General features: G+C 72.4%; 20 protein-coding genes. 10 read left to right on the top strand and 10 right to left on the bottom strand.

Annotated elements, in window-relative coordinates; genetic code table 11:
* Window positions 1-86: 86 nt before the first annotated feature.
* Complete coding sequence (locus O7627_RS35540) at window positions 87-650, top strand: Uma2 family endonuclease (RefSeq protein WP_278097816.1); 564 nt, start codon at window positions 87-89, stop codon at window positions 648-650.
* Window positions 651-744: 94 nt separating this feature from the next.
* Here the strand turns inward: O7627_RS35540 and O7627_RS35535 are convergent, their stop codons facing one another.
* Window positions 745-1,017, bottom strand: coding sequence for a DUF6458 family protein (locus O7627_RS35535; RefSeq protein WP_278097815.1), 273 nt, complete (start codon window positions 1,015-1,017; stop codon window positions 745-747).
* Window positions 1,018-1,133: 116 nt separating this feature from the next.
* Here O7627_RS35535 and O7627_RS35530 point away from each other — a divergent pair, with 116 nt between their 5' ends.
* On the top strand, window positions 1,134-1,640 hold the full coding sequence (locus O7627_RS35530; RefSeq protein WP_278097814.1) for a histidine phosphatase family protein: 507 nt from the start codon (window positions 1,134-1,136) through the stop codon (window positions 1,638-1,640).
* A 60-nt stretch (window positions 1,641-1,700) separates the two neighbouring features.
* On the opposite strand, the gene O7627_RS35525 is transcribed toward O7627_RS35530, so the two are convergent.
* From O7627_RS35525 to O7627_RS35515, 3 genes are all read right to left on the bottom strand, one after another.
* Window positions 1,701-1,967, bottom strand: a complete 267-nt coding sequence (locus O7627_RS35525) for a DUF6458 family protein (RefSeq protein WP_278097813.1) — start codon at window positions 1,965-1,967, stop codon at window positions 1,701-1,703.
* A 191-nt stretch (window positions 1,968-2,158) separates the two neighbouring features.
* Window positions 2,159-4,015: an acyl-CoA dehydrogenase gene (locus tag O7627_RS35520; protein ID WP_278097812.1), complete on the bottom strand. Its 1,857-nt coding sequence runs from the start codon at window positions 4,013-4,015 to the stop codon at window positions 2,159-2,161.
* A 125-nt stretch (window positions 4,016-4,140) separates the two neighbouring features.
* Window positions 4,141-5,268 carry a PP2C family protein-serine/threonine phosphatase gene (locus O7627_RS35515; RefSeq protein WP_278097811.1) on the bottom strand — a complete coding sequence of 376 codons (1,128 nt, stop codon included), beginning with the start codon at window positions 5,266-5,268 and terminating at the stop codon, window positions 4,141-4,143.
* A 135-nt stretch (window positions 5,269-5,403) separates the two neighbouring features.
* Here O7627_RS35515 and O7627_RS35510 point away from each other — a divergent pair, with 135 nt between their 5' ends.
* Window positions 5,404-5,976: a phosphoribosyltransferase family protein gene (locus tag O7627_RS35510; protein WP_278097810.1), complete on the top strand. Its 573-nt coding sequence runs from the start codon at window positions 5,404-5,406 to the stop codon at window positions 5,974-5,976.
* 111 nt (window positions 5,977-6,087) lie between these two features.
* Here the strand turns inward: O7627_RS35510 and O7627_RS35505 are convergent, their stop codons facing one another.
* The 3 genes from O7627_RS35505 to O7627_RS35495 all read right to left on the bottom strand — a co-directional run bounded on the left by O7627_RS35505 (window position 6,088) and on the right by O7627_RS35495 (window position 11,104).
* Window positions 6,088-7,317, bottom strand: coding sequence for a hypothetical protein (locus tag O7627_RS35505; protein WP_278097809.1), 1,230 nt, complete (start codon window positions 7,315-7,317; stop codon window positions 6,088-6,090).
* Between the two features lie 63 nt (window positions 7,318-7,380).
* Window positions 7,381-9,186, bottom strand: a complete 1,806-nt coding sequence (locus O7627_RS35500; protein ID WP_278097808.1) for a GTPase — start codon at window positions 9,184-9,186, stop codon at window positions 7,381-7,383.
* Window positions 9,187-9,241: 55 nt separating this feature from the next.
* Window positions 9,242-11,104, bottom strand: a complete 1,863-nt coding sequence (locus tag O7627_RS35495) for an ABC transporter (RefSeq protein WP_278097807.1) — start codon at window positions 11,102-11,104, stop codon at window positions 9,242-9,244.
* 243 nt (window positions 11,105-11,347) lie between these two features.
* On the opposite strand from O7627_RS35495, the gene dnaK reads away from it, so the two are divergent.
* The 4 genes from dnaK to O7627_RS35475 all read left to right on the top strand — a co-directional run bounded on the left by dnaK (window position 11,348) and on the right by O7627_RS35475 (window position 15,946).
* Window positions 11,348-13,258 carry a molecular chaperone DnaK gene (gene dnaK / locus O7627_RS35490; RefSeq protein ID WP_278097806.1) on the top strand — a complete coding sequence of 637 codons (1,911 nt, stop codon included), beginning with the start codon at window positions 11,348-11,350 and terminating at the stop codon, window positions 13,256-13,258.
* Between the two features lie 54 nt (window positions 13,259-13,312).
* Window positions 13,313-14,218 carry a nucleotide exchange factor GrpE gene (gene grpE / locus O7627_RS35485; RefSeq protein ID WP_278097805.1) on the top strand — a complete coding sequence of 302 codons (906 nt, stop codon included), beginning with the start codon at window positions 13,313-13,315 and terminating at the stop codon, window positions 14,216-14,218.
* A gap of 88 nt (window positions 14,219-14,306) precedes the next feature.
* Window positions 14,307-15,488: a molecular chaperone DnaJ gene (gene dnaJ / locus O7627_RS35480; protein ID WP_278097804.1), complete on the top strand. Its 1,182-nt coding sequence runs from the start codon at window positions 14,307-14,309 to the stop codon at window positions 15,486-15,488.
* Window positions 15,489-15,517: 29 nt separating this feature from the next.
* Window positions 15,518-15,946 carry a helix-turn-helix transcriptional regulator gene (locus tag O7627_RS35475; protein WP_278097803.1) on the top strand — a complete coding sequence of 143 codons (429 nt, stop codon included), beginning with the start codon at window positions 15,518-15,520 and terminating at the stop codon, window positions 15,944-15,946.
* A 16-nt stretch (window positions 15,947-15,962) separates the two neighbouring features.
* Here O7627_RS35475 and O7627_RS35470 read toward each other — a convergent pair whose 3' ends face one another.
* The 3 genes from O7627_RS35470 to O7627_RS35460 all read right to left on the bottom strand — a co-directional run bounded on the left by O7627_RS35470 (window position 15,963) and on the right by O7627_RS35460 (window position 18,271).
* Window positions 15,963-16,391: a hypothetical protein gene (locus O7627_RS35470; protein ID WP_278097802.1), complete on the bottom strand. Its 429-nt coding sequence runs from the start codon at window positions 16,389-16,391 to the stop codon at window positions 15,963-15,965.
* 167 nt (window positions 16,392-16,558) lie between these two features.
* Window positions 16,559-17,764, bottom strand: a complete 1,206-nt coding sequence (locus O7627_RS35465; protein WP_278097801.1) for a cation:proton antiporter — start codon at window positions 17,762-17,764, stop codon at window positions 16,559-16,561.
* 6 nt (window positions 17,765-17,770) lie between these two features.
* On the bottom strand, window positions 17,771-18,271 hold the full coding sequence (locus tag O7627_RS35460; protein WP_278097800.1) for a cation:proton antiporter regulatory subunit: 501 nt from the start codon (window positions 18,269-18,271) through the stop codon (window positions 17,771-17,773).
* Window positions 18,272-18,418: 147 nt separating this feature from the next.
* Between O7627_RS35460 and clpB the strand changes: the two genes are divergently transcribed.
* The 3 genes from clpB to O7627_RS35445 all read left to right on the top strand — a co-directional run bounded on the left by clpB (window position 18,419) and on the right by O7627_RS35445 (window position 22,460).
* Window positions 18,419-21,010, top strand: coding sequence for an ATP-dependent chaperone ClpB (gene clpB / locus O7627_RS35455; RefSeq protein ID WP_278097799.1), 2,592 nt, complete (start codon window positions 18,419-18,421; stop codon window positions 21,008-21,010).
* A 40-nt stretch (window positions 21,011-21,050) separates the two neighbouring features.
* A complete protein-coding gene (locus O7627_RS35450) occupies window positions 21,051-21,428 on the top strand; it encodes a hypothetical protein (RefSeq protein ID WP_278097798.1) in 378 nt (125 codons plus the stop codon).
* A 78-nt stretch (window positions 21,429-21,506) separates the two neighbouring features.
* On the top strand, window positions 21,507-22,460 hold the full coding sequence (locus O7627_RS35445) for a hypothetical protein (protein ID WP_278097797.1): 954 nt from the start codon (window positions 21,507-21,509) through the stop codon (window positions 22,458-22,460).
* The last annotated feature ends 105 nt before the right edge of the window (window positions 22,461-22,565 follow it).

Raw genomic sequence — 22,565 nt, 5'->3', positions numbered from 1 at the left:
CGCTTTCCCCGCGCGCACCCCCATTACGAGCCGCCGTCCTTAAGCTGCCAGTCGGCTGGTCGACGAATCGAACCAGGAGGAAGCCGATGACCGACGCTGTCGTGGAGCATGTGGGGCCGTGGAGCGAGCAGGAGTACCTGTCGCTCGGCGAGACCCCCAACCGGACCGAGCTGATCGATGGCGGCCTGTGGGTGAGCCCGGCGCCGAGCAAGTACCATCAGCAGCTTTCGTTCCTCCTGATGTCGACGCTTCATCCGGCGGCGCAGGCCGTGGGGCTGCGGGCTTACGAGGCGGTGAACGTCCGCCTCGGCAACGGGCGGATCGTCATTCCTGACCTCATCGTGGCGGACACCGACCCCGAGGGCTCGGTGACCGAGGCGTCCGAGGTGGTGCTGGTCTGCGAGATCGTCTCACCCAGCAACGCGGCGACAGATCGGCTGCTCAAGACGCAGTTCTACGCCTCGGCCAGAATCGGCTGGTATCTGCTCGTCGAGCCGGACCAGGCAGATTTCGAGTCGGTCGGATTGCGGCTGTTCCGACTGGACGGCGAGCACTACATCGAACACGCCACGGCGGCGAAGGGCGAGACGCTCAGCTTCGACGGGCCGCTCACCTTCGAGGTGAACACCGGGGTCCTGCGGGCCAGGTAGACGTAGGTGGCGACGACCCGATCGGGTCGTCGCCACCTGGTTGAGCCTTGATTGGGGGTGTTGGCCGGCTTCGTCGCCGGTGGCTGGTCGGGGGTCAGTACGGGCGGGTCGGGGGGCGGCGCACCTCGCGGTACTCCTCGACCCGGTCGTCCTGGGCCGGCACGACCGGCTGCTGATGGACCCGGTCGTCCCCCATGGTCCGGCGACGGCTCTGCCAGAACCAGGTCGTCATGATCAGGCCGACGACGCCGGCGATCATCAGCACCCAGCCGACCACGCTCAGGTCGAGCCAACCCAGCTCGTACTCCACCGCGAACGCGAAGATCGCGCCCAAGGCGATGAGGAAGATACTTCCACCGATGCCCACTTTGTCGCCCTCCTTGGCTGTCGCTGGCAATCGCTGCCTGCCGCGGCCACTTGTGAGGTTGCGGCAACCCACGACTTACCCAGGCGGTTGAAGCCCCAATCAGGCAAACTTTCCCGATGACGGATCGGAGGATCGTGCTGCTGCGGCACGCGAAGGCGGAGCGCCCCCACGGTGGACCGGACATCGATCGGGAGCTGGTCGCGCGGGGTGTGGCGGACGCGATGGCGGCCGGGGCGTGGCTGGCCGAGGCCGGGTACCGGCCGGATCTGGTGCTCTGTTCGCCGGCCAGCCGGACCCGGCAGACCTGGGCGGCGATCGCCGACCTGCTGCTCGGCGAGCCGGAGGTGCGGTACGACTCGGCCATCTACGGCGGCAGCGCGGCCCGGCTGCTCAAGCTGGCCCGAGCGGTGGACCCGGCGGTGACCACACTGCTATTGATCGGCCACAATCCCACTATGTCCGAACTATCGGATCTGCTGTCCACCGACGACACCAGACCGTCCGGCGCGGACCTTTACGGCCTGCGGACGGCCGGACTTGTCGTGCACCGGGTCGACGGCGCCTGGTCGGAGCTGACCTTCGGCGCCGCGCCGGTCGAGGCCCGGCACACCGCCCGAGGCTGACGGCGAGGGGCTCAACGCCGGCCGGTCTATGGGCCGCGACGTGCGAGGACCGGCGCGGGCTCAGCGCGGGTTGGTCGGTGGCGGTGGGTCCGGCGGAGGTGGCATGACCGCGGTCGGATGCGACAGCCGGTTCTCCTCCACGATCAGCGTGCGGGCCCGCCGCTTGCGGTCCTGCCAGTAGTAGACCGTGGTCAACAGGATGCCCAGGCCGGCGAGCATCAGCACCCAGCCGACCGCGCGCAGATCCAGCCACCAGATGTTCGCCCGGACGGCGAACGTCAGGATGGCTCCCAGTGCGATGAGGAAAACGCCGGTACCGATGCCCATGTCCGCTGCACTCCCTGTGCGATGGCTTCTGGGCTACCCCACGCGATGACGCGTGCCCATGACGGTGTCGCCTGCTCATGACGGTGTCGCGTGCCTGCTGGACCGGGGTTACCCGTTGACCGGGCGGAAAACCCGGTGGCCGGCGAGCAACAGGCTCGCCGGCCACCGGTGGGGCAGGTGGTTCGGGTGGGTCAGAAGGCGTCCTCGGCCAGGTCCATCAGGTCCAGACCGGTGGAGTCGACGATCCGCCGGTCGGCGCCGAGCCGGGGCAGCACCTCGTGGGCGAAGAACCGGGCCGCCGAAACCTTGCCCTCGTAGAAGTGCTTGTCGGCGGCGGAGACCTCGCCGGCCAGCGCGCGCAGGGCGACGTCCGCCTGCCGCTGTAGCAGCCAACCGACGATCAGGTCGCCGACCGCGAGCAGCAGCCGGCGGCTGTTCAGCCCGACCTTGTAGAGCGCCCGGGGCTCGCCGCCCTGCGCCTCGCCCAGCCAGCCGGTCATGGTGGCGATCATCGTCTGCACCTCGGCCAGTGCCCGGCCCAGGGCGACCCGCTCCTCCTTGAGGCGGCCGTTGCCGCCTTCGGACTCGATGAAGGTCTGGATCTCCCCGGCGACCGACATCAGGGCCTTGCCGCCGTCCCGGACGATCTTCCGGAAGAACAGGTCGAGGCTCTGGATCGCGGTGGTTCCCTCGTAGAGGGTGTCGATCTTCGCGTCCCGGACGTACTGCTCAAGCGGGTAGTCCTGCAGGAAGCCGGAGCCGCCGAAGGTCTGCAGCGACTCGTGCCCGAGCAGCTCGTACGCGCGCTCCGAGCCGACGCCCTTGACCAGCGGCAGCAGCAGGTCGTTCACCCGCTTGGCGAGCTTGACCGTGGACTCGTCACCGGCCGCCGCCGCCAGGTTGATCCGGTCCTGCCAGGTGGCGGTGTAGCAGACCAGGGCGCGCAGGCCCTCGGCGTACGCCTTCTGGAGCATGAGCGAACGGCGGACGTCCGGGTGGTGGGTGATGGTGACCCGGGGGGCGGTCTTGTCGGCCATCTGGAGCAGGTCGGCGCCCTGGACCCGGTTCTTCGCGTACTCCAGGGCGTTGAGGTAGCCGGTGGAGAGGGTGGCGATGGCCTTGGTGCCGACCATCATCCGGGCGTACTCGATGACCAGGAACATCTGCCGGATGCCGTCGTGCACGTCGCCGAGGAGCCAACCCTGCGCGGGTACGCCGTGCTCGCCGAAGGTGATCTCGCAGGTGTTGGAGACCTTCAGCCCCATCTTGTGCTCGACGTTCGTGGCGTAGACGCCGTTGCGCTCGCCCAGCTCACCGGTCTCGTCGTCGAAGTGGAACTTCGGTACCACGAAGAGCGACAGGCCCTTGGTGCCGGGGCCGCCGACGCCGTCCACGCCGACCGGCCGGGCCAGCACGTAGTGGATGATGTTGTCGGTCAGGTCGTGCTCGCCGCTGGTGATGAAGCGCTTGACGCCCTCGATGTGCCAGGAACCGTCCGGTTGCGGGATCGCCCGGGTGCGGCCGGCGCCGACGTCGGAGCCGGCGTCCGGCTCGGTGAGCACCATGGTCGAACCCCACTGCTTCTCGACGAAGAGCTTGGCCCACTTCTTCTGCCGCTCGTTCCCCTCGACGTGCAGGGTGTGCGCGAAGGACGGGCCGGAGGCGTACATCCAGACTGGAGCGTTGGCGCCGAGCACCAGCTCGGCCAGCGACCACCAGAGCGCGCGCGGGGCGTTCGTGCCGTCCAGCTCGGCCGGCAGGTCCAGCCGCCAGAACTCCGAGTCCATGAACGCCCGGTACGACTTCTTGAACGCCGCCGGCAGCGGTGCGGCGTGGGTGGCCGGGTCGAAGACCGGCGGGGTGCGGTCGCTTTCGGTGTAGCTGGCCGCGAGGTCCTCGCGGGCCAGCCGGTCCACCTCGGCGAGGATGCTGCGGGCGGTGTCGACGTCGAGGTCGGCGTACGGCTGCTGCCCGAACGCCTGGTCCGCGCCGAAGACCTCGAAGAGGTTGAACTCCAGGTCGCGGACGTTGCTCTTGTAGTGGGTCATGGCGCTGGCCCCCGATCACGGACAGGTGTTACCGACAAGTAACAGACCCCTATATTACTTGCCGGTAGATACGGTTCGGTTAACGGACCGAGGTGACGACCGCCACATCGGCGGTCGGATTGACGTCACGACTCGGCGCCGCCGACCTCCCAGCTCGGCACGGCGGCGGTGGTGACCGGCCGTGGGCCGGCGTACTCCATCAGCACCAGCGCGATGTCGTCGTCGAGCCGGCCGTGCACCCACTCGACGAGCGCGGTCTCCAGCGAGGCGAGGCCGTCGGCCACGGTGCCGTGCCCGAGCAGCCGCCAGGCCCGGTCGGCGGTCGGGAAGAACTCGCCGTCCCGCCGCGCCTCGCCGAGCCCGTCGGTGAAGAGCAGCAGCCGGTCGCCGGGCTCCAGCCGTTCCAGCCGGGGCCGGACCGCCGGCATGAAGCCCAGCGGCGGGGCTGGCGCCGGCGGATCCAGCGGGATCACCTGCCCCCGCCGCAGCAGCAGCGGCGCCGGGTGGCCGCAGTTGACGATGGTGAGCGTGCCGCCCCGCTCCTCGACCAGCGCCGCGGTGACGAAGTCCTCGTCCCCCACACTGCGGGCCACCGCCCGGTCCAGGTCCGTCACCACCGCCCGCAGGTCCGCCCGCTCGTACGCGACATGCCGGTAGGACCCGAGCACGATGCTGGCCAACCGGACCGCGTCCAGCCCCTTCCCGCGCACGTCTCCGATGATCATGCGGACGCCGTACGGAGTGTCCAGCGCCTCGTACAGGTCGCCGCCGATCTCGGCGGACGCGGTGGAGGAGATGTAGTGCCCGGCCACCGCGAGGCTGCCCACCTGAGGGCCGAGCGGCCGCAGCACCGCCTGCTGGGCGACCGCCGCCAGCTTCGACAGCTCCACGATCTGCTCGGCCTGCCGCTGCCGGATCACCGCCACCCCGGCCGCGATCGCGGTGGCCAGCACGATGCCGGTGAGGTTGATCGCCGCCGCCACCGAGAGCATCTTGCCCATCCCGGCGAAGACCACGCCGAGCACGATCGCCGACACCCCGACGGTCAGCACCACCCGCCAGGACGCGAACGCGGCGGTGAGGAACGGCGCCGCCGCGAGCAACCCGACGTAGTTCGCCGACGGCCCGTCGGCGATCTCCACCGCCGAGACGATCGCGAGCAGCATGATGGCCGCGCCGAGGCCGGCGCGGGAAGCAGGGCTCAGCGGGCGGCGGCCCGTCGGGAGGAGATACATGGGTACGCGCAATAGCATGCCTGATCGATGCCCGCGATTGTACGTAGTTGACCCCTAGGCTGAGCTGGATTTGGCCGGCGGGGCACCGCCGGCGCCGGTCCCGACCTCGTCACCCGGCGTTCAGCCGGCCGCCGACACCGGCAGGATGGTGACGTGCGCCACGACCCGACCGAACCGCTCACCGGTCTGACCGAGCGGCTGATCGCCACCTTCCGCTGGATCGACCCGGGGCCGCAGGCCGGCCATCTGGTCAGCGACGTGTCGGGCTGGTGGCGCGACGCCACGATCCTGGCCGGCGTCGGGGCAGCGCTTGCCGATCCGTTCCGGGCCGAGCGGCCCACCGTGGTGGTCGCCCCGGAGGTGACCGGGCTGCTGCTCGGGCCGCTGGTCGCGGTCGCGCTCGGGGTCGGCTTCCTGCCCGCGTACAAGGGGGGCAGCGACCGGGCGATCCCGGAGCCGACCACCTGGGCGCGGACCGGGCCGGACCACCGGGGGCGCGCGCTGACCCTCGGCGTACGCGACCGGCACCTCGGCAAGGGTGACCGGGTCCTGGTGGTCGACGACTGGGTCAGCACCGGCGCCCAGGCGCGGGCGCTGCGCGAGGTGATCCGGGCCCGCGGCGCCCGACCGGTCGGCACCGCCGCCGTGGTCGCCGACTGCCCACCCGAGGTCGCCCGCGAGCTGGGGCTGCGCGCCCTGCTGCCGGTGTCGCGGCTCGACGGCTGACGGCCAGGTCCGGGGCCGACAGGCGGGTTGGCTGACAGGCGGTCGGCGGACGCTGATGAGCGGTGGCCCGGTCAGCCCACCACGCGCGGGCCGACCGGGCCAGCCGCACCGTCAGGTCGGGTCGTCGCCGCCGAGTCGTTGCCGGTTCGCCTCGATCCAGGCGCCGAGGGCGTCCGGGTCGTTCGGGTCCACGCCCTCGGCCATCAGCTGGGCGACCGCGGCCGTGGCCGGGCTGCGCCGCTCCCCGGTGGTGTAGAGCCGGACGAACTCCGGCACCATCTCCTCGATCGAGGTGTCGGTCTGGGCGGCGGCGGTCGCCGGCAGGCCGCGTCGGCGGGCGGCGTAGCCGCTCCAGCCGCGCACCACCCGGGGCAGCATGGCGGCGTCGTCCATGTCCAGCACCGCCCGCCGGTGCACCCAGTCGAGCAGGAACAGGCCGGCCACGGCCGGGCTCCAGCGCATCGGATCCGGGTCGGAGAACGACGCCGAGTGGTCGAGTACCAGGCTCAGGCAGAAGTGCAGCGAGGCCAGGTCGGCCTCCGGTACCTCGTCCAGGCCGAACCGGGCGGCCTCCGGCGAGGCCAGGAACGCGCGTACCAGATCGGTCCGCTCCTGCGGCGACATCGGCTCCGGTTCCGGCTCGACCACGGCCGGGGCGGGCGCCGGCAGCAGCGCCAGCCGGGCGCCCACCAGGGTGCGGTCGGTGGCCAGCGAACCCTCGTCGGGCAGATCACCGAGCCCGTCGGTGATCTGCAGGTGGCGGGCCACCTCGCCGCGCAACCGGCGCGGATCCTCCTCCCGGAACCAGGTCAGGTCGTCGCCCGCGCACATCTGCCGGACCTGGCCGAGGATCCGTTCGGCCGGGCCGCCGACGAAGACGTCCTTGGTGATGCCGATGTTGTGGTCGACCAGGGCCACCACGGCGTGGTCGGGTCCACCGTCGGCACTGTCCTCGTACGCGAAGGTGGCCAGGTAGGAGGTCTGGTCGCCGTACACGTCGCCGTAGGCGTAGCTGCCGGTGAGCCGGACCCGGCCGAGCTGACCGGCCCAGGCGGGGGTCTGCGCCCCGGGCTTGACCGTGGTCGCGCCCGGCGCGTCCGGGACCAGGGCGGCGAAGACCCGGCGGATGGTGGTCGCGGAGGCCGTCCGCCGGCGCGAGGTGGCGGCGAGGAAACCGCCGACGAACTCCCGTACGGCCGTCGCGCGGTCTTCCTCCGCGATCGCGTAGACACTGCCCAGCAGGGCGGTTCCGAGCATCTCCGCGTCCAGCGCACAATCGAGCTTGGATACGTCGCGGGCCGCGTGCAGGACCGCGTCGTAGGGGGTTTGAGGCGTGGCCATGTTTCCGACCCTACGCCGGGTGCGGGCGACGCAGAACCGCCTGCGGACGGCGAACCGGGTCGGTCAGTCGCGCGACCCGGCCCTGATCAACGCGTTCCGCGCCTGCTCGTAGGCCGCCAGCACCGCGTGCACCGGCGCCACCACGTACTCGTGGCCGGTCTCGGTGACGGCGGCCCGGAGGCGCTTCGCCACCCGGTCCCGGGCGCGTCGGGCCGCCACATTGATCACCGGCTTGATCAGCAGACCGATCAGGAAGCCGAGCAGCAGACCGGCCAGGAGCAGCAGGGTGGGCACCGGCACCACCCCGACGGTCGGGTACTCCGGCTGGAAGCCGAGCAGCCCGGCCGCGATTCCGGCCAGCAACCAGGCCAGCCCGGCGGCGGCGGTCAGGGTGACCAGCCACTGCGCCGCACCGACCAGCCGCCACCAGAGCGGCCGGTCCATCGCCGGCAGGTCGATGCGGGCCACCGCCCGGTCCAGCGCGTCGGGCAGGTCGGCCAGTCGGGACCGGGCCGCCGTGGTGACCGCGGTCGGCCAGGGGGCCGGCAGGCCCGCGCTGGCCTGGTCGGCGACCGCCCGCACGGCCAGCGACACCGCCGACCGCTCGGCGGCGGTGGGGGCGGGCAGCGAGGTGACACCCACCGGTCCGCGCCCGGTGCGGGCGACCGGCGGGAGCAGACTGGGGCCGGAAGCCCGGCCGGTCAGGAGGGCGCCCCGGCCGGTGCCGGTCGCCTCCGGCAGCCGGGAGTTCGGGTCGGCGCCCAGTTCGGCTGCCGCCCGATCGTCGCCGTCGGCGGCGGCCAGGTGCAGCCGGCGCAGCGGATCCGGTCGGAACCGCCGCCAGCCGCGCAACAGCGGCCAGCCGGTGGCGGCGGCGGCCCGGTGCCGGTACGCCTGTTCGGTGGCGCTGGCCACCGTCGGCACGCCGGCCAGCGCGGCCAGGGCGTCGGTGAGCCGGCGCAGCCGGGCCCGGTCCACCCCGGCGCCGTCGGACTCCGGGCGGACCAGCTCGGTCAGCCCTTCGACCACCTTGTCGACGTCGCCGGAGAGCCGGCGCAGCATCGCCTGCCGTTGCGCGACCGTCTCTTCGAGGGTGCCGCGCAGGGTCGCGATCCCGGCCTCGTGCAGGGCGGAGGTGGCCAGCACCGGGACACCTTCGAGCTGGTCGGCGTCGAGCAGCCGGCGGAGGTCGGCGCCGACCCGGGGCACCTCGGCCGGCGGCAGCCGGTCGGCGTGGTTGAGCACCACCACCGTGACGTCCTTGTGCTGGCGGAACTCCCGCAGGTAGGACTGGTGCACCACCCGGTCGGCGTACTTCTGCGGGTCGACCACCCAGACCACCAGGTCGACCAGGCCGAGCAGCCGGTCCACCTCCAGCCGGTGGGTCAGCTCGACCGAGTCGAAGTCGGGCAGGTCGAGCAGGACCAGGCCGTGCAGCGCCGCCTCGTCCTCGCCGTCGAGCGGGCTCTCCCGGACGAACCGGTTGCGGGGCAGCACCCCGACCCAGTCGAGCAGCTCACTGGCGCCGGCCAGTGGCCCCCAGACGCAGGCATAGGTGGTGCCGGTGGTGGGTCGGCGCACCCCGACCGGGGACATGTCGAACCGGGCGAGCATGTTGAACAGGCTCGACTTGCCGCTGCCGGTCGCGCCGGCCAGGGCGACCACGGTGTGGTTGCCGGAGAGGGCGAGCCGGGTGCCGGCCCGTTCGATCAGGGTGTTCGCGGCGACCAACCGCTCGTCGGGCAGGTGGCCGTCCACCGCCTCGATGAAGTCGATCATCGATTGCAGCCGGTTGATCAGGCTGTCGATGTCGATCCGCTGGCCGCCGCCGCGGATCGACTCCCGGACCCGGCTCACGATGTCGGTCACGCGGTCCCCTCCGGCTTCCGGGTGGCCAGGTTCGGTGCGGCCGGCGGGCGCCGGGTCACCATGCCGCACCGGGCAGTGCCAGGCCGGCGCCGTCGGTGAGCGCGGCGTCGGACCGGGCCTGCTCCACCCGGTCGGCGGCCGACCGCAGCCGGGCGCCCGGATCGGAGCCGACCCCGGCCGCGTCGAGCCGGGCGAGGTAGCGGCCGGCCTCCTCGCCGAGCAGCCCGTCCAGCAGATCCAGCAGATCCTCGCGGGCCCGGGCGGCGAGGGTACGGATCGCCTGGTCACCGAAGATCGCTTCGAGGACCTTCTGCGCGGCCACCGTGGTACCGCCGGCGGCGGCCACCTCCAGCCCGGTCGGGATGAAGGCGGTCGAGGCGAAGACGGCGATCATGACGGCCAGCCCGGTGGCGTTCACCGCGTAGGCCGCCCCGCGGGCCACGAACCGTTTGTCGCCGCCCTCCCGGCGAACCAGCTCCAACACCCCGCGCTGCCAGTCCCGGACCAGCCGCTCGGCCCGGTCGGGCAGGTCGGGGGAGGCGCGGCCGAGTTCCGGGTCGAGCAGCGCGGCCCCGGCCGGGTGCGACTGCCACCCGGCGTACGCGGATTCGGCGGCCTCGGCGGCGGCGCCGCGCAGCAGGGTCACCAGTTGCGACTCGATCGCGTGCTGGAGCTGCTCGCTCGGGGCCGGTCGGCCGGTCACCGCCGCGACCGCCCGGTCCCGCAGCCGCCCGATCCGCGCCTCCAGGCTGCGGAAGAACTCCCCGGTGCCGACGAACTCCTGCCAGCGGGCGAGCACCTCGCCGCGGAGCAGCCGGCCGTCCTGGATGCCCTGCTCCACCGCACGGCGCCCGCCCCGGTAGGCGGCGTGGATCCGTTCCTCCAGCACGCCGGTGGCGTTGAACTGGTCGTCTGCGGCGCTGGCCAGCCCTTCGGTGGCCGGGGCCAGGGCGGCCAGCGCGCCGTCCAGCGTCTGCCGGACGACCGCGGCCCGCGCCCCGGCGTCGGCGGCCAGCCGACCGAACCAGGTACGCAGCTCGCCGGTGACCGGCTCGGGCAGCAGCCCCTGCCCGTCGGTGCTGGTCTCGGGCACCACGAAGAGCGGCGCGCTGGCCAGCTCGTGGGCGGCCAGCATCTCGCTCAGGTGGGCGGTGATCTCGTCGCCGGCCTCCGGGGGGACCCGGTCCAGCACCAGGGCGATCACCGTGCCGCGCAGCTTCGCGGTGCGGAGCAGCTCCCAGGGGACGGCGTCGGCGTACCGGGCGGCGGTGGTGACGAAGAGCCAGAGGTCGGCGGCGGCCAGCAGCTGCCCGGCCAGGGCGCGGTTCGCGTCCACCACCGAGTCGATGTCCGGGGCGTCCAGGAAGGCCAGCCCGGCCGGGAGGGCCGGCGCGGCGATCAGTTGCAGGGTGTCGGCCTGGTCGCTCGGGCGGGCGGTGCGGGTCAGGCCGGGCAGCAGTTCGCCCTGCCGGTACCAGGCCAGGTCGGCGGGGTTGCAGACCAGCACCGGTGACCGGGTGGTCGGCCGGAGTACGCCGGCCGCGCTCACCCGGGCCCGCACCAGGCTGTTCACCAGGGTGGACTTGCCGGCTCCGGTGGAGCCGCCGACCACGACCAGCAGCGGGGCGTCGAGGCGGGCCAGCCGGGGCAGCAGGTAGTCGTCGAGCTGCGCGGCGAGCGCCGTGGCGACCCGCCGGGCCTCGTCGGCGGAGGGCAGCACCAGCGGGTACGAGGCGGCGGTGATCGCGTCGCGCAGCCGGCGCAGGGCATCCTGGAGCTCGGCGCCGGCGGCCGGGTCGGTCCCCTGCTCCGGCCCGGCACCCTGGTCCGGTCGGCCTACCGGTCCGACCGGGTCGGTAGGGTCCGACACGACGGTGGGCGCGCCGGAGTCGGTGGCCGGACCGCCATGCGTCGTCACGGGTAAAGACTGCCTGATCTATGCAACCGAAACAACAGGAACGCATGCGGCCGGAACCGTACTGTTGCCTCCCGATCCGACCGATGACCGCCAGCCCCTGGTTACCTGGCTGCGGGATGAATTGCGTCGATGTGGCTCAACCCTGACTTGACGCCCTCGGTGATCGTGGCACTATTGAGTCTGGTCCGCTCAAGTTCAGCTGGTTCCCACTGATGGTCTGAGTAACGAAGCGAGGAAGCGAAGATGGCACGTGCGGTCGGCATCGACCTCGGCACGACGAACTCCTGCGTCAGCGTTCTTGAGGGTGGCGAGCCCACCGTCATCGCGAACGCCGAGGGGTCGCGGACGACTCCCTCGATCGTGGCGTTCGCCCGCAACGGCGAGGTGCTCGTCGGTGAGGTCGCCAAGCGCCAGGCGGTGACCAACCCGGACCGGACGATCCGTTCGGTGAAGCGCGAGATGGGTACCAACTGGTCCGTCGACATCGACGGCAAGAAGTACACCTCTCAGGAGATCTCGGCCCGGACGCTGATGAAGCTCAAGCGGGACGCCGAGGCGTACCTGGGCGAGCGGATCACCGACGCGGTGATCACCGTCCCGGCGTACTTCAACGACGCCCAGCGGCAGGCGACCAAGGAGGCCGGTGAGATCGCCGGCTTCAACGTGCTGCGGATCGTCAACGAGCCGACCGCGGCGGCGCTCGCCTACGGCCTGGACAAGGGCTCCAAGGAGCAGACCGTCCTCGTCTTCGACCTCGGCGGCGGCACCTTCGACGTCTCCCTGCTGGAGCTCGCCGAGGGTGTGATCGAGGTCAAGTCGACGAGCGGTGACAACCACCTCGGCGGCGACGACTGGGACGAGCGGATCATCGACCACCTGGTCAAGACGTTCCGGGGTCAGCACGGGGTGGACCTGGCGCAGGACAAGATGGCCATGCAGCGGCTCCGCGAGGCCGCCGAGAAGGCCAAGATCGAGCTCTCCGCCGCCACCACCACCAGCATCAACCTGCCCTACATCACCGCCGGGCCGGCGTCCGCCGACGGCGCCCCGTCGGCGCCGCTGCACCTGGACGTGACCCTGACCCGGGCCGAGTTCCAGCGGATGACCCAGGACCTGCTGGACCGCTGCAAGGGCCCGTTCGAGCAGGCGATCAAGGACGCCGGGACGAAGGTCGCGGACGTCGACCACGTGATCCTGGTCGGCGGGTCGACCCGGATGCCGGCCGTCTCCGAGCTGGTCAAGCAGCTCACCGGCCGCGAGCCCAACAAGGGCGTCAACCCCGACGAGGTCGTCGCGGTCGGCGCCGCGCTGCAGGCTGGCGTGCTCAAGGGCGAGGTCAAGGACGTCCTGCTGCTCGACGTGACCCCACTCAGCCTGGGCATCGAGACCAAGGGCGGCATCTTCACCAAGCTGATCGAGCGCAACACCACCATCCCCACCAAGCGTTCCGAGGTCTTCACCACCGCCGACGACAACCAGCCGTCGGTGCTGATCCAGGTCTTCCAGGGTGAGCGGGACATCGCGGCGTACAACAAGAAGCTCGGCACCTTCGAGCTGACCGGGCTGCCCCCGGCGCCGCGCGGGGTGCCGCAGATCGAGGTCACCTTCGACATCGACGCGAACGGCATCGTGCACGTCAACGCGAAGGACCTCGGCACCGGCAAGGAGCAGTCGATGACGATCACCGGCGGCTCGGCGCTGCCGAAGGACGACATCGAGCGGATGATGCGCGACGCCCAGGACCACGCCGACGAGGACAAGCGGCGGCGGGAGGAGGCGGAGACCCGCAACCTGGCCGAGCAGCTGCAGTGGCAGACCGAGAAGTTCCTGGCCGAAAGCGGCGACAAGCTGCCGGCCGAGTCGCGGGACCAGATCAACGAGGCGCTCGGCGACCTGCGTGGCGCGCTCGGCGGCACCGACCTGGAGAACATCAAGTCGGCCCACGAGAAGCTCGCCACCGTCTCCCAGCAGGCCGGCTCGCTGCTCTACGCCCAGCAGGCGGAGCAGGCCGCGCCGGGTGCCGGTGGCCCCGGCGGCGAGGACGCCCCGGGTGCGGCGGGTGCCGGCACCGCCGGACCGGGTGCCGGTCCGACCGGCGCCAAGGGTCCGGACGATGTGGTGGACGCCGAGATCGTCGAGGACGACAAGAAGTGACAGGTCGTCCCACCGCCTCCGCAGCCACCATCGCGAACGGATCGAGGTAACCGCATGACGGACAGGCCACGAGCCGCCGACCCGGACGAGACCGGGTCGGCGCCGGGTGGCTCCGCGCGCGGCGGGTCGGAGCAGGACCGGCCCGCCGAGCGCGTCGTCATCCGTGACAAGCGCAGGATCGACCCGGGCGGCGGCCGGCGCCGCGCGCCCGAGCCCGACGAGGACGCGTCCACCGCCGACCCGGATGCGGCGACCCCCGCCCGCACCGGCGGCGGAAACCACCGGTCGCCCGAGCCCGACGAGCCGGCCGACGACCCCGCCGGGGACGCCGGGGACGACCCGACCGGCGACGACGAGCCGGCGGGTGCCGACCAGCCGGCGGCTGTCGACGACGAGGGCGAGCGATCGCCGGTGGTCGACGACGCCGAACTGGTCGAGGTGCTGGAGGCCGAGCTACCCGAGGGCACCGACCCGCCGGTGGTTGACGACCCGATCCGGCCGGTCAGCGGGCCGCCCGGCCCGCTCGGCGCCGAACTGGAGGCGCTGCGGGCCGAGCTCGACGAGCGGACCCGCGACCTGCAGCGGATCTCGGCCGAGTACGCGAACTACCGCAAGCGGGTCGACCGGGACCGGGGGGTGGCGGCCGAGCAGACCACCGGCGTGGTGCTGACCGCCCTGCTGCCGATCCTGGACGACCTGGACCGGGCCCGGGAACACGGTGACCTGGTCGGGCCGTTCGGCACGGTGGCGGAGCAGTTGACCGCCGCGCTCGGCAAGTTCGGGCTGACCAGCTTCGGCGAGAAGGGAGACCCGTTCGACCCGACCCGGCACGAGGCGGTCGCCCACCAGACCTCGGCGGACGTCACCGAACCGACCTGCGTCGACGTGATGCGCCGGGGCTATCTGCTCGGCGACCGGCTGCTGCGGCCGGCGCTGGTCGCGGTGGCCGATCCGGAATAGGGCACGGCGTGTTCGGGGCGCACCACGATCGGGCGGGAGCCGCCCGGCCGGGGCGCCCCGAACACGCGATACGGGAGGGGGTGGACCGTTGAGTTCCAAGGACTGGTTGGAGAAGGACTTCTACGCCGTACTGGGCGTGGGCAAGGCCGCCTCCCCGGATGAGATCAAGAAGTCGTACCGGAAGATCGCCCGGGAGTCGCACCCGGACCACAACCCGGGCAACGGGCAGGCCGAGGAGCGCTTCAAGGCCGCCTCCGAGGCGTACGACGTGCTCTCCGACGAGCGCAAGCGCCGGGAGTACGACGAGATGCGCTCGCTGTTCGGCTCGGGCGCGTTCCGGCGCAACGCCCGCGCCGGCGGCCAGCCGGGCGGCTATCCGTTCGACGTCAGCGACCTGTTCGGCGGCGCCCAGCCCGGCGCCGGTGACCGGCGGTTCGGCGGGGCCGGCTTCTCGGATCTGTTCAGCTCGATCTTCTCCGGCGGCGCGGGCGGCGCCCGGCCCCGGGGTCCGGCCCGGGGTCGGGACGTGGAGACCGAGGTGGTGCTCGACTTCGGGGACGCGGTACGCGGAGTCACCGTCCCGCTCACCCTGCGGGCACCGGGTGTCTGCGACACCTGCCACGGCAACGGAGCCCGGCCGGGGACCCAGCCGCGCGCCTGCCCCGAATGCCTGGGCGCCGGGGTGGTCACCCGCAACCAGGGCTCGTTCAGCTTCTCCGAGCCGTGCCGGGAATGTCAGGGCGTGGGCACCGTCGTGGACGAGAAGTGCCCGGAGTGCCGGGGCACCGGCGGGGTGACCAAGACCAGGACCCTCAACGTCCGGTTCCCGGCCGGGGTGGCCGACGGACAACGGATCCGGCTGGCCGGGCGGGGTGAGCCGGGCGAACGTGGTGGACCGGCCGGTGATTTGCTCGTCCTGGTCAAGGTGCGGGCCGACGACCTGTTCGGGCGCAGCGGCGACGACCTGACCCTGACCGTGCCGATCACCATTGCCGAGGCGGTGCTCGGCACCGATCTGCGGGTGCCGACGATGGACGGGGCGGTCACCCTGCGGGTGCCGCCCGGCACGCCGAGCGGGCGGACCCTGCGGGCCCGGGGCAAGGGCGTGGTGCGGCGGGACGGGGCTGCCGGCGACCTGCTGGTGACGGTGGAGATCACCGTCCCGGCGCAGGTCTCCGCGGAGGCCCGGGAGGCGCTGGAGACCTTCGCCGCCCGTACCCCGCCGCCGCAGCGGGAACATCTGGAAGCGCGGGTACGTCGTTTCAACTAGCCGATCCGTCGAAGCGGAGGTGACCCAGGATGGCTGAGGAGATCGTCGTCTCGGTCGAGCAGACGTCCGACGCGAAGGTGCTGATGATCTCGGTCGCGGCCCGGATGGCCGGGATGCATCCCCAGACCCTGCGCCAGTACGACCGGATGGGCCTGGTCCAGCCGGGCCGGGCCGCCGGTGGTGGGCGCCGGTACAGCGCACGGGACGTCGCGTTGCTGCGCGAGGTGCAGCGGCTCAGCCAGGACGACGGGGTGAACCTGGCCGGCATCAAGCGGATCATCGACCTGGAGCAGCTCGTCGACCAGTTGCGGGAGCAGGCGGCGGAGTTGCAGGCCGAGCTGGCGGCGGCGTACCAGCGGATCGCCGAGCTGGAGGCGGTCGGACCGTACCCCCGGCGGGATCTGGTGCCGACCAGCCGGCAGTCGACCGCGTTGGTGGTGTGGCGACCGCGTCGCTGACGGTGGCGCCCGTCGGTCAGAGCCGGCGGGCGTTGCGGACCAGCCCGCCCTCGCACCAGTCGTGGTAGTCGAACAGGTCCGGGCGGGCGAGCAGCACCCGGGTGTTGTGCGCCCAGGTCGCCATCTGCTCGTCACCGAACTGCTCGGCCTGCTGCACCAGCTTGCGCAGCCGGCGTTTCGGGTGCGCCCGGAACTTGGTCCGGATGCCGTCGGCCGCGTAGATGTGCAGGCAGTGCAGCGCGAACCGGCGGGCCGGACAGGACCGGTCCATGGCGAGCTCGAAGAGCGTGGTGATCAGGCGGTCGCCGGAGACCAGCAGGTCCCAGTCCTGCGGCATCGACTCCAGCGGCACCGAGTCGGGGGCGTAGGCCCAGGCGCGCAGCTCGGTGGGGGACGGGTCCACCGGGTTGGCGAAGCCCTGGAACGCAGACTGCTGCACGCTCAACGGGCCGACCTTCCGCTCGCGAGACGGGGACTCATCGGCGCCCCGCACAAACTACTTGCCGTTGGGGCGACACGGTAGCGCGCCGGCCACGGAGTGCGGAAGGGCAACCGTGTGCGATTTCACCAACCCGTTACGCCATGGTGTGTTTCAGGCGGTTTTCCGGTTGCTCACTCGGCGGCGGGCAGTGGCGCACCGGGGCGTGGCGCGGCCTGCCGGCGCAGCCAGCGCTTGAACCAGCCGGAGTCCGGCACCCGGGCCAGCAAGGGCCCGCTCACGATGGTGATCAGCACATACGCCGTGGCCAATGGGGCCAGGTCCGGCTCGATGCTCGCCGAGGTGACCGCCAGCCCGGCGATGACGATGGAGAACTCGCCCCGGGGGATCAGAGCGAGTCCGGTCCGCCAGCGGCCGGGCGGCGCGATGCCGACCCGCTTCGCCGCGAGGTAGCCGGTGAGGACCTTCGTGGCCATCGTCACCACTGCCAGCGCGAGCGCGGGCAGCAGCACCGGTGGGATGGCGCGGGGGTCGGCGGCCAGCCCGAAGAAGACGAAGAAGACCCCCGCGAACAGGTCACGCAACGGCATGAGCAGTTCGGTGGCGTTGTGTGCCACCGGCCCGGAGAGGGCGATGCCGACGAGGAAGGCGCCCACCGCGGCGGAGACCTGCAGTCCGTCGGCGATCCCGGCGACCAGCAGGGTGAGCCCGAGCACACCGAGCAGCAACGCCTCGGGGTCCGCGGCCGGGAACATCGCGGAGAGGTGGTGTCCCCACCGGATCGCGGCCACCAGCACCAGCAGTACGGTGCAGACCGCGACGGCCAGCGTGATGCCGCCGCCGAGCAGGCCGCTGCTGGCGAGTACCGCCGTGACCAGCGGGAGGTAGAAGGCCATCGCCAGGTCCTCGATGACCAGTACCGACAGGATGACCGGGGTTTCCCGGTTGCCGACCCGGCCGAGGTCGGTGAGCACCTTCGCGATAACGCCGGACGAGGAGACCCAGGTGATGCCGGCCAGCACCAGGGCGGTCACCCAGCCCCAGCCGAGCAGCAGCGCGAAGATCGCCCCCGGCAGGGCGTTGAGCAGTACGTCCAGCAGCCCGGCCGGGGCGGCCGAGCGGAGGTTGCTGACCAGTTCGCTGGCGGAGTACTCCAGGCCCAGCATCACCAGCAGGAGGATGACGCCGATCTCGGCGCCGATCGCGAAGAACTCCTCGCTGGCCGAGAGCTGCACGACGCCGCCGTGGCCGAAGGCGAGCCCGGCCAGCAGGTAGAGCGGGATCGGCGAGATCTTGAGTTGCCGGCTGAGCCGGGCGAGCAGGCTGAGCAGCAGGAGCAGCGCGCCGACCTGACCGAGGAGGAGCGCGTAGTCGTGCATGGGCGGTCAGACGTCCGGGGAGCCGTTGGCGAGGATCGCGGTGACCCCGTCGAGTCCGGCCCGGGTGCCGACCACGACCACCACGTCGCCGGCCTCGAAGAGGAACGACGGGCCCGGGGACGCGATCACCTCGCGGTCGCGCAGCACCGCGACGATCGAGGCGCTGGTCCGGGTCCTCGCCCGGGTGTCGCCGAGCCGCCGGCCGACGAACGCCGAGCCGGCCGGGATGGAGATCTGCTCGGTGAGCAGTCCGGCGGCCTGCTGCCGCAGTCCGGAGAGCTGACCCAGCATCAGCGAGGCGCCGAGGATGTCGGCGAGTGCCGCGGCCTCGTCGTCGGTGAGCGGGATGTCGGCGATCGAGGCGTCCGGGTCGTCCTGGTCGTAGAGGACCAGGTCCCGGCGGCCGGTCCGGTGGGAGACCACCCCGAGCCGGTGGCCGGAGGTGGCCACGAAGTCGTGCCGGACCCCGATCCCGGGCAGGGCGGTCTGTTCCACGCGTACTCGCACGGCGGACACGGTACCCGGGATGGTGATGTGATCGGAGTCACTCTCCAAGAGTTGAGTGGAATAGGCTCAAGTCTGGTTGTGTCGTGAGTAGTGGACGCGGCGGATTCCGTCGCCGGCAACCGCAAGCGCCAGATCGTATGGGGAGTCATGAGAACCGAACGCCTCACCACCAAGAGTCGGGAAGTCATCACCGGCGCGGTAGCCATCGCCAACCAGCGCGGGCACGCCACCGTGGAGCCGTGGCACCTGCTGCTGTCGTTGCTGGACACCGCCGGATCCACCGCGGGTGGACTGCTGCGCGCCACCGGCGCCAATCCGGTCGAGGTCCGCCGCGCGGCGGCCCGCTCCGTCGAGAGCCTGCCGGCGGCCCGGGGGTCGAGCGTCGCCGAGCCGAGCCTGTCCCGGGAGTTCGTCAACGCCATCGGCGCGGCCGAGGAGATCGCCCGCCCGCTCGGCGACGAGTACACCTCCACCGAGCACCTGCTCGCCGGACTCGCCCGGGTCGGCGGCGCGGTCGCCAGCGCCCTCAAGGCCGCCGGGGCCACCGAGGAGAACCTGGTGGCCGCCTTCCCGGCCGTGCGCGGCGGCGACCGTCGGGTGACCACCGCCGACCCGGAACAGACCTACCAGGCGCTGGCGAAGTACGGCGTCGACCTGACCGCCAGCGCCCGGGACGGCAAGATCGATCCGGTGATCGGGCGGGACTCCGAGATCCGCCGGGTGATCCAGGTGCTCTCCCGGCGTACCAAGAACAACCCGGTGCTGATCGGCGAGCCCGGCGTGGGCAAGACCGCCATCGTCGAGGGCCTGGCCCAGCGGATCGTCGCCGGGGACGTGCCCGAGTCGTTGCGGGACAAGCGGCTGGTCTCGCTCGACCTCGGCGCCATGGTGGCCGGCGCGCAGTACCGGGGCCAGTTCGAGGAGCGGCTCAAGTCGGTGCTTGAGGAGATCAAGAACTCCGACGGTCAGGTGATCACCTTCCTCGACGAGCTGCACACCGTGGTCGGCGCCGGCAAGGGCGAGGGCTCGATGGACGCCGGCAACATGCTCAAGCCGATGCTGGCCCGCGGGGAACTGCGGATGGTGGGCGCCACCACCCTCGACGAGTACCGCGAGCACATCGAGAAGGACCCGGCGTTGGAGCGCCGGTTCCAGCCGGTGCTGGTCGGCGAGCCCACCATCACCGACACCATCGGCATCCTGCGCGGACTCAAGGAACGCTACGAGGTGCACCACGGCGTACGGATCACCGACGCCGCCCTGGTCGCCGCCGCGACGCTGTCGGACCGGTACATCACCGAACGGTTCCTGCCCGACAAGGCGATCGACCTGGTGGACGAGTCCGCCTCCCGACTGCGGATGGAGATTGACTCCCGGCCGGTCGAGGTGGACGAGATCGAACGGGCGGTCCGCCGGCTGGAGATCGAGGAGATGGCGCTGGCCAAGGAGCCCGACGCCGCCTCGGCGGACCGGCTGCAGCGGCTGCGCCGGGAACTTGCCGACAAGCGCGAGCAGCTCACCGCGCTGAGCGACCGGTGGAAGCTGGAGAAGGACCACATCACCCGGATCTCCACCACCAAGGAGGAGCTGGAACGGCTCGGCGGCGAGGCCGAGCGGGCCGAACGCGACGGCGAGCTGGAACGGGCCGCCGAGCTGCGGTACGGCCGCATCCCGTCGCTGCAGGCCGAGCTGGGCCGCGCCGAGGAGGAGCTGGCCCGGCTGCAGGCCGACGGCGCGATGCTCAAGGAGGAGGTCGGCGCCGACGACATCGCCGCCGTGGTGGCCTCCTGGACCGGCATCCCGGCCGGCCGGCTGATGGAGGGCGAGACCGCCAAGCTGCTGCGGATGGAGTCCTCGCTGGGCGACCGGGTGGTCGGCCAGACCGAGGCGGTCGCCGCCGTCTCCGACGCGGTCCGCCGCGCCCGGGCCGGCGTCGCCGACCCGGACCGGCCGACCGGCAGCTTCCTCTTCCTCGGTCCCACTGGCGTCGGCAAGACCGAACTGGCCAAGGCGCTGGCCGAGTTCCTCTTCGACGACGAGCGGGCGATGGTCCGCATCGACATGAGCGAGTACGCCGAGAAGCACTCGGTGGCCCGGCTGGTCGGCGCCCCACCCGGCTACGTCGGATACGAGGAGGGCGGTCAGCTCACCGAGGCGGTCCGCCGCCGGCCGTACTCGGTGATCCTGCTCGACGAGGTGGAGAAGGCCCACCCGGACGTCTTCGACGTGCTGCTGCAGGTCCTCGACGACGGGCGGCTCACCGACGGCCAGGGCCGGACGGTGGACTTCCGCAACGCCATCCTGATCCTCACCTCCAACCTCGGCTCCAGCCTGCTCACCGATCCGCTGCTCGGCGCCGAACAGCGCCGGGAGGGGGTGCTGGCCGTGGTCCGCACCGAGTTCAAGCCCGAGTTCCTGAACCGGCTGGACGACATCGTTGTCTTCGACTCGCTCGGCACCGACCAGCTCCGGTCCATCGTGGACATCCAGCTGGACCGGCTGGGTAAGCGGCTCGCCGACCGGCGGCTCACCCTGACGGTCAGCGACCCGGCCCGGACCTGGCTGGCCGAGCACGGGTACGACCCGATCTACGGCGCCCGGCCGCTGCGTCGACTGGTCCAGTCGGCGATCGGCGACCGGTTGGCCCGCGCGCTGCTGGCCGGCGACGTCCGCGACGGCGACACCGTCCGGGTCGACCTGGCCGACGACAAGGACAGCCTGACGGTGACCGGCGACTGACCGGGGTTGACGGTGGCTCCGCCGGGGAACAATGCGATCCATGGCGGAGCCACCGGAACTACCCGGCGACCTGACGGCGGCGGTGCGTGCGCTCTCCGTCGCGGACGTGCTCGCGTTCGGCGGGGTGGGGCTGGCCGGGCAGGTCCTGCCGCCCACCGCGGCGTACCAGGCCGTCGAGGCCGCCCTGCCGCAGCGGGCCGCCGACGTCCGGCCCGGACTCGACTGGCTGCTCGACCACGGTTCACCCGCCGGCCGGGCGTACGCGGCAACGCTGCTCGGCCGGATCGACCCGGCGGCCGGCGCGGCGGCCTGGCGGTCGCTGCGGCGCGAACCGGCCACCTTCACCAGCTTCTTCGGCTGCCTGATGGGGCAGGAAACCCTCGGCGAGTACGCCGCCCGCCAACTCGACGAGGGCTGAGAGCGCCGACCGTTCGACTGTGGACGGGAGCCCGTTCCACCGGTGTGGAGCACGGTCACCGGCCGGTACGGTGCGCCGGTGACCGAATTGGCGAGTTCACCGACGGATGACGCACCTGCGAAGAGACGCCGGCCGGACACCGTCACGGTCGCGGGGTGGCTGCAGGCCGCCGCCGCCGTTCTGCTGGTGCTGGCGGCCGCGTCCGTGGTCGTGGAGGCGGTGCGGTTCGACGCTGTCATCGACCGGGCGGTCGCGGCCGTGCCGGATGCCGACCCGGCCGAGGTGGCCGCCGAGCGGTCGACCAACATCGCGATCCCCTCGGTGCTCGTCGCGATCTGCCTGATCTTCGCGGCCTGGCTGGCCGGTTGTGTCCGCCCGTTGCTGCGCGGCAGTGGTGTCGCCCGGCTGCTCACCCTCGTCGGCGGTGGCGTGGGTCTGTTCCTCTGCGTCGTGCCGGCGCCGTGCCTGGCCTTCGGGGCGTTCGGGTTCGGCGTGGCGGGATTCGCCAGCGGCTGGGAGGGGGAGCCGATCCCCGAGCCGTCGGCCGGTGCGGGCGAGGAGGCGCCGCCGTGGGACTTCTACTACGAGGAATCCGAGTTCTACGAGGCGCTCTACGCCGAGCCGGACCCGGTCTCGGAGGTGCTGGCGGCGTCCGCCGTGCTGGCCGCCGTGCTGGCGATCCTGCTCACCGTCGCTGTGCTGGTGCTGCTCGTCCTGCCGGCGTCCCGCCGCTACTTCGGCGGCGGCCACGAACCGCCGGCGCCAGTTCCGCTGATACCGGTTCCGCCGGGCCTAGTTCGGCCAGGTCCAATTCCACCGCCCGCCGCCGGGCCGGCTCCGGGCTGGCCGGTCTACCCCGGTGGCTACTGGCCCGCCCCGGGTACGCCACCCCCGGGCGCGGCAGCCCTTGGTACGCCAGCTCCGGGTCGTCCGGCCCCGGGTGGTCCGGCGTCGGGTGGTCCCGCCGCTACCGGTCCGGCGCCCGGACGACCGGACCCGTCACCCGAGCGGTCCGACCCCCCGCCGACCTGACCGCCGTCACCCCGACCGACACCGGCGGATCTGACGCCAGGTAGCCGTCCGGTGACCCGGTCGTACGCGTTCCGGCCCTGGTGCGGGCACTTGTTACCGTCTTCG

This window comes from Solwaraspora sp. WMMD1047, assembly GCF_029626155.1.
Classification (GTDB): domain Bacteria; phylum Actinomycetota; class Actinomycetes; order Mycobacteriales; family Micromonosporaceae; genus WMMD1047.
The sequence above is the reverse complement of the archived record's forward strand: the minus strand, read 5'-3'. Positions and strand labels throughout refer to the sequence as shown.

What these genes read in the sequence shown, in the direction of transcription:
- O7627_RS35520 (WP_278097812.1), bottom strand. Translation starts at nt 4,015, where the DNA reads ATGACCCACTACAAGAGCAACGTCCGCGACCTGGAGTTCAACCTCTTC.
- O7627_RS35515 (WP_278097811.1), bottom strand. Translation starts at nt 5,268, where the DNA reads ATGCTATTGCGCGTACCCATGTATCTCCTCCCGACGGGCCGCCGCCCG.
- O7627_RS35465 (WP_278097801.1), bottom strand. Translation starts at nt 17,764, where the DNA reads ATGCACGACTACGCGCTCCTCCTCGGTCAGGTCGGCGCGCTGCTCCTG.
- grpE (WP_278097805.1), top strand. Translation starts at nt 13,313, where the DNA reads ATGACGGACAGGCCACGAGCCGCCGACCCGGACGAGACCGGGTCGGCG.
- O7627_RS35530 (WP_278097814.1), top strand. Translation starts at nt 1,134, where the DNA reads ATGACGGATCGGAGGATCGTGCTGCTGCGGCACGCGAAGGCGGAGCGC.
- O7627_RS35540 (WP_278097816.1), top strand. Translation starts at nt 87, where the DNA reads ATGACCGACGCTGTCGTGGAGCATGTGGGGCCGTGGAGCGAGCAGGAG.
- O7627_RS35505 (WP_278097809.1), bottom strand. Translation starts at nt 7,317, where the DNA reads ATGGCCACGCCTCAAACCCCCTACGACGCGGTCCTGCACGCGGCCCGC.
- O7627_RS35475 (WP_278097803.1), top strand. Translation starts at nt 15,518, where the DNA reads ATGGCTGAGGAGATCGTCGTCTCGGTCGAGCAGACGTCCGACGCGAAG.
- O7627_RS35450 (WP_278097798.1), top strand. Translation starts at nt 21,051, where the DNA reads ATGGCGGAGCCACCGGAACTACCCGGCGACCTGACGGCGGCGGTGCGT.
- clpB (WP_278097799.1), top strand. Translation starts at nt 18,419, where the DNA reads ATGAGAACCGAACGCCTCACCACCAAGAGTCGGGAAGTCATCACCGGC.
- O7627_RS35525 (WP_278097813.1), bottom strand. Translation starts at nt 1,967, where the DNA reads ATGGGCATCGGTACCGGCGTTTTCCTCATCGCACTGGGAGCCATCCTG.
- dnaK (WP_278097806.1), top strand. Translation starts at nt 11,348, where the DNA reads ATGGCACGTGCGGTCGGCATCGACCTCGGCACGACGAACTCCTGCGTC.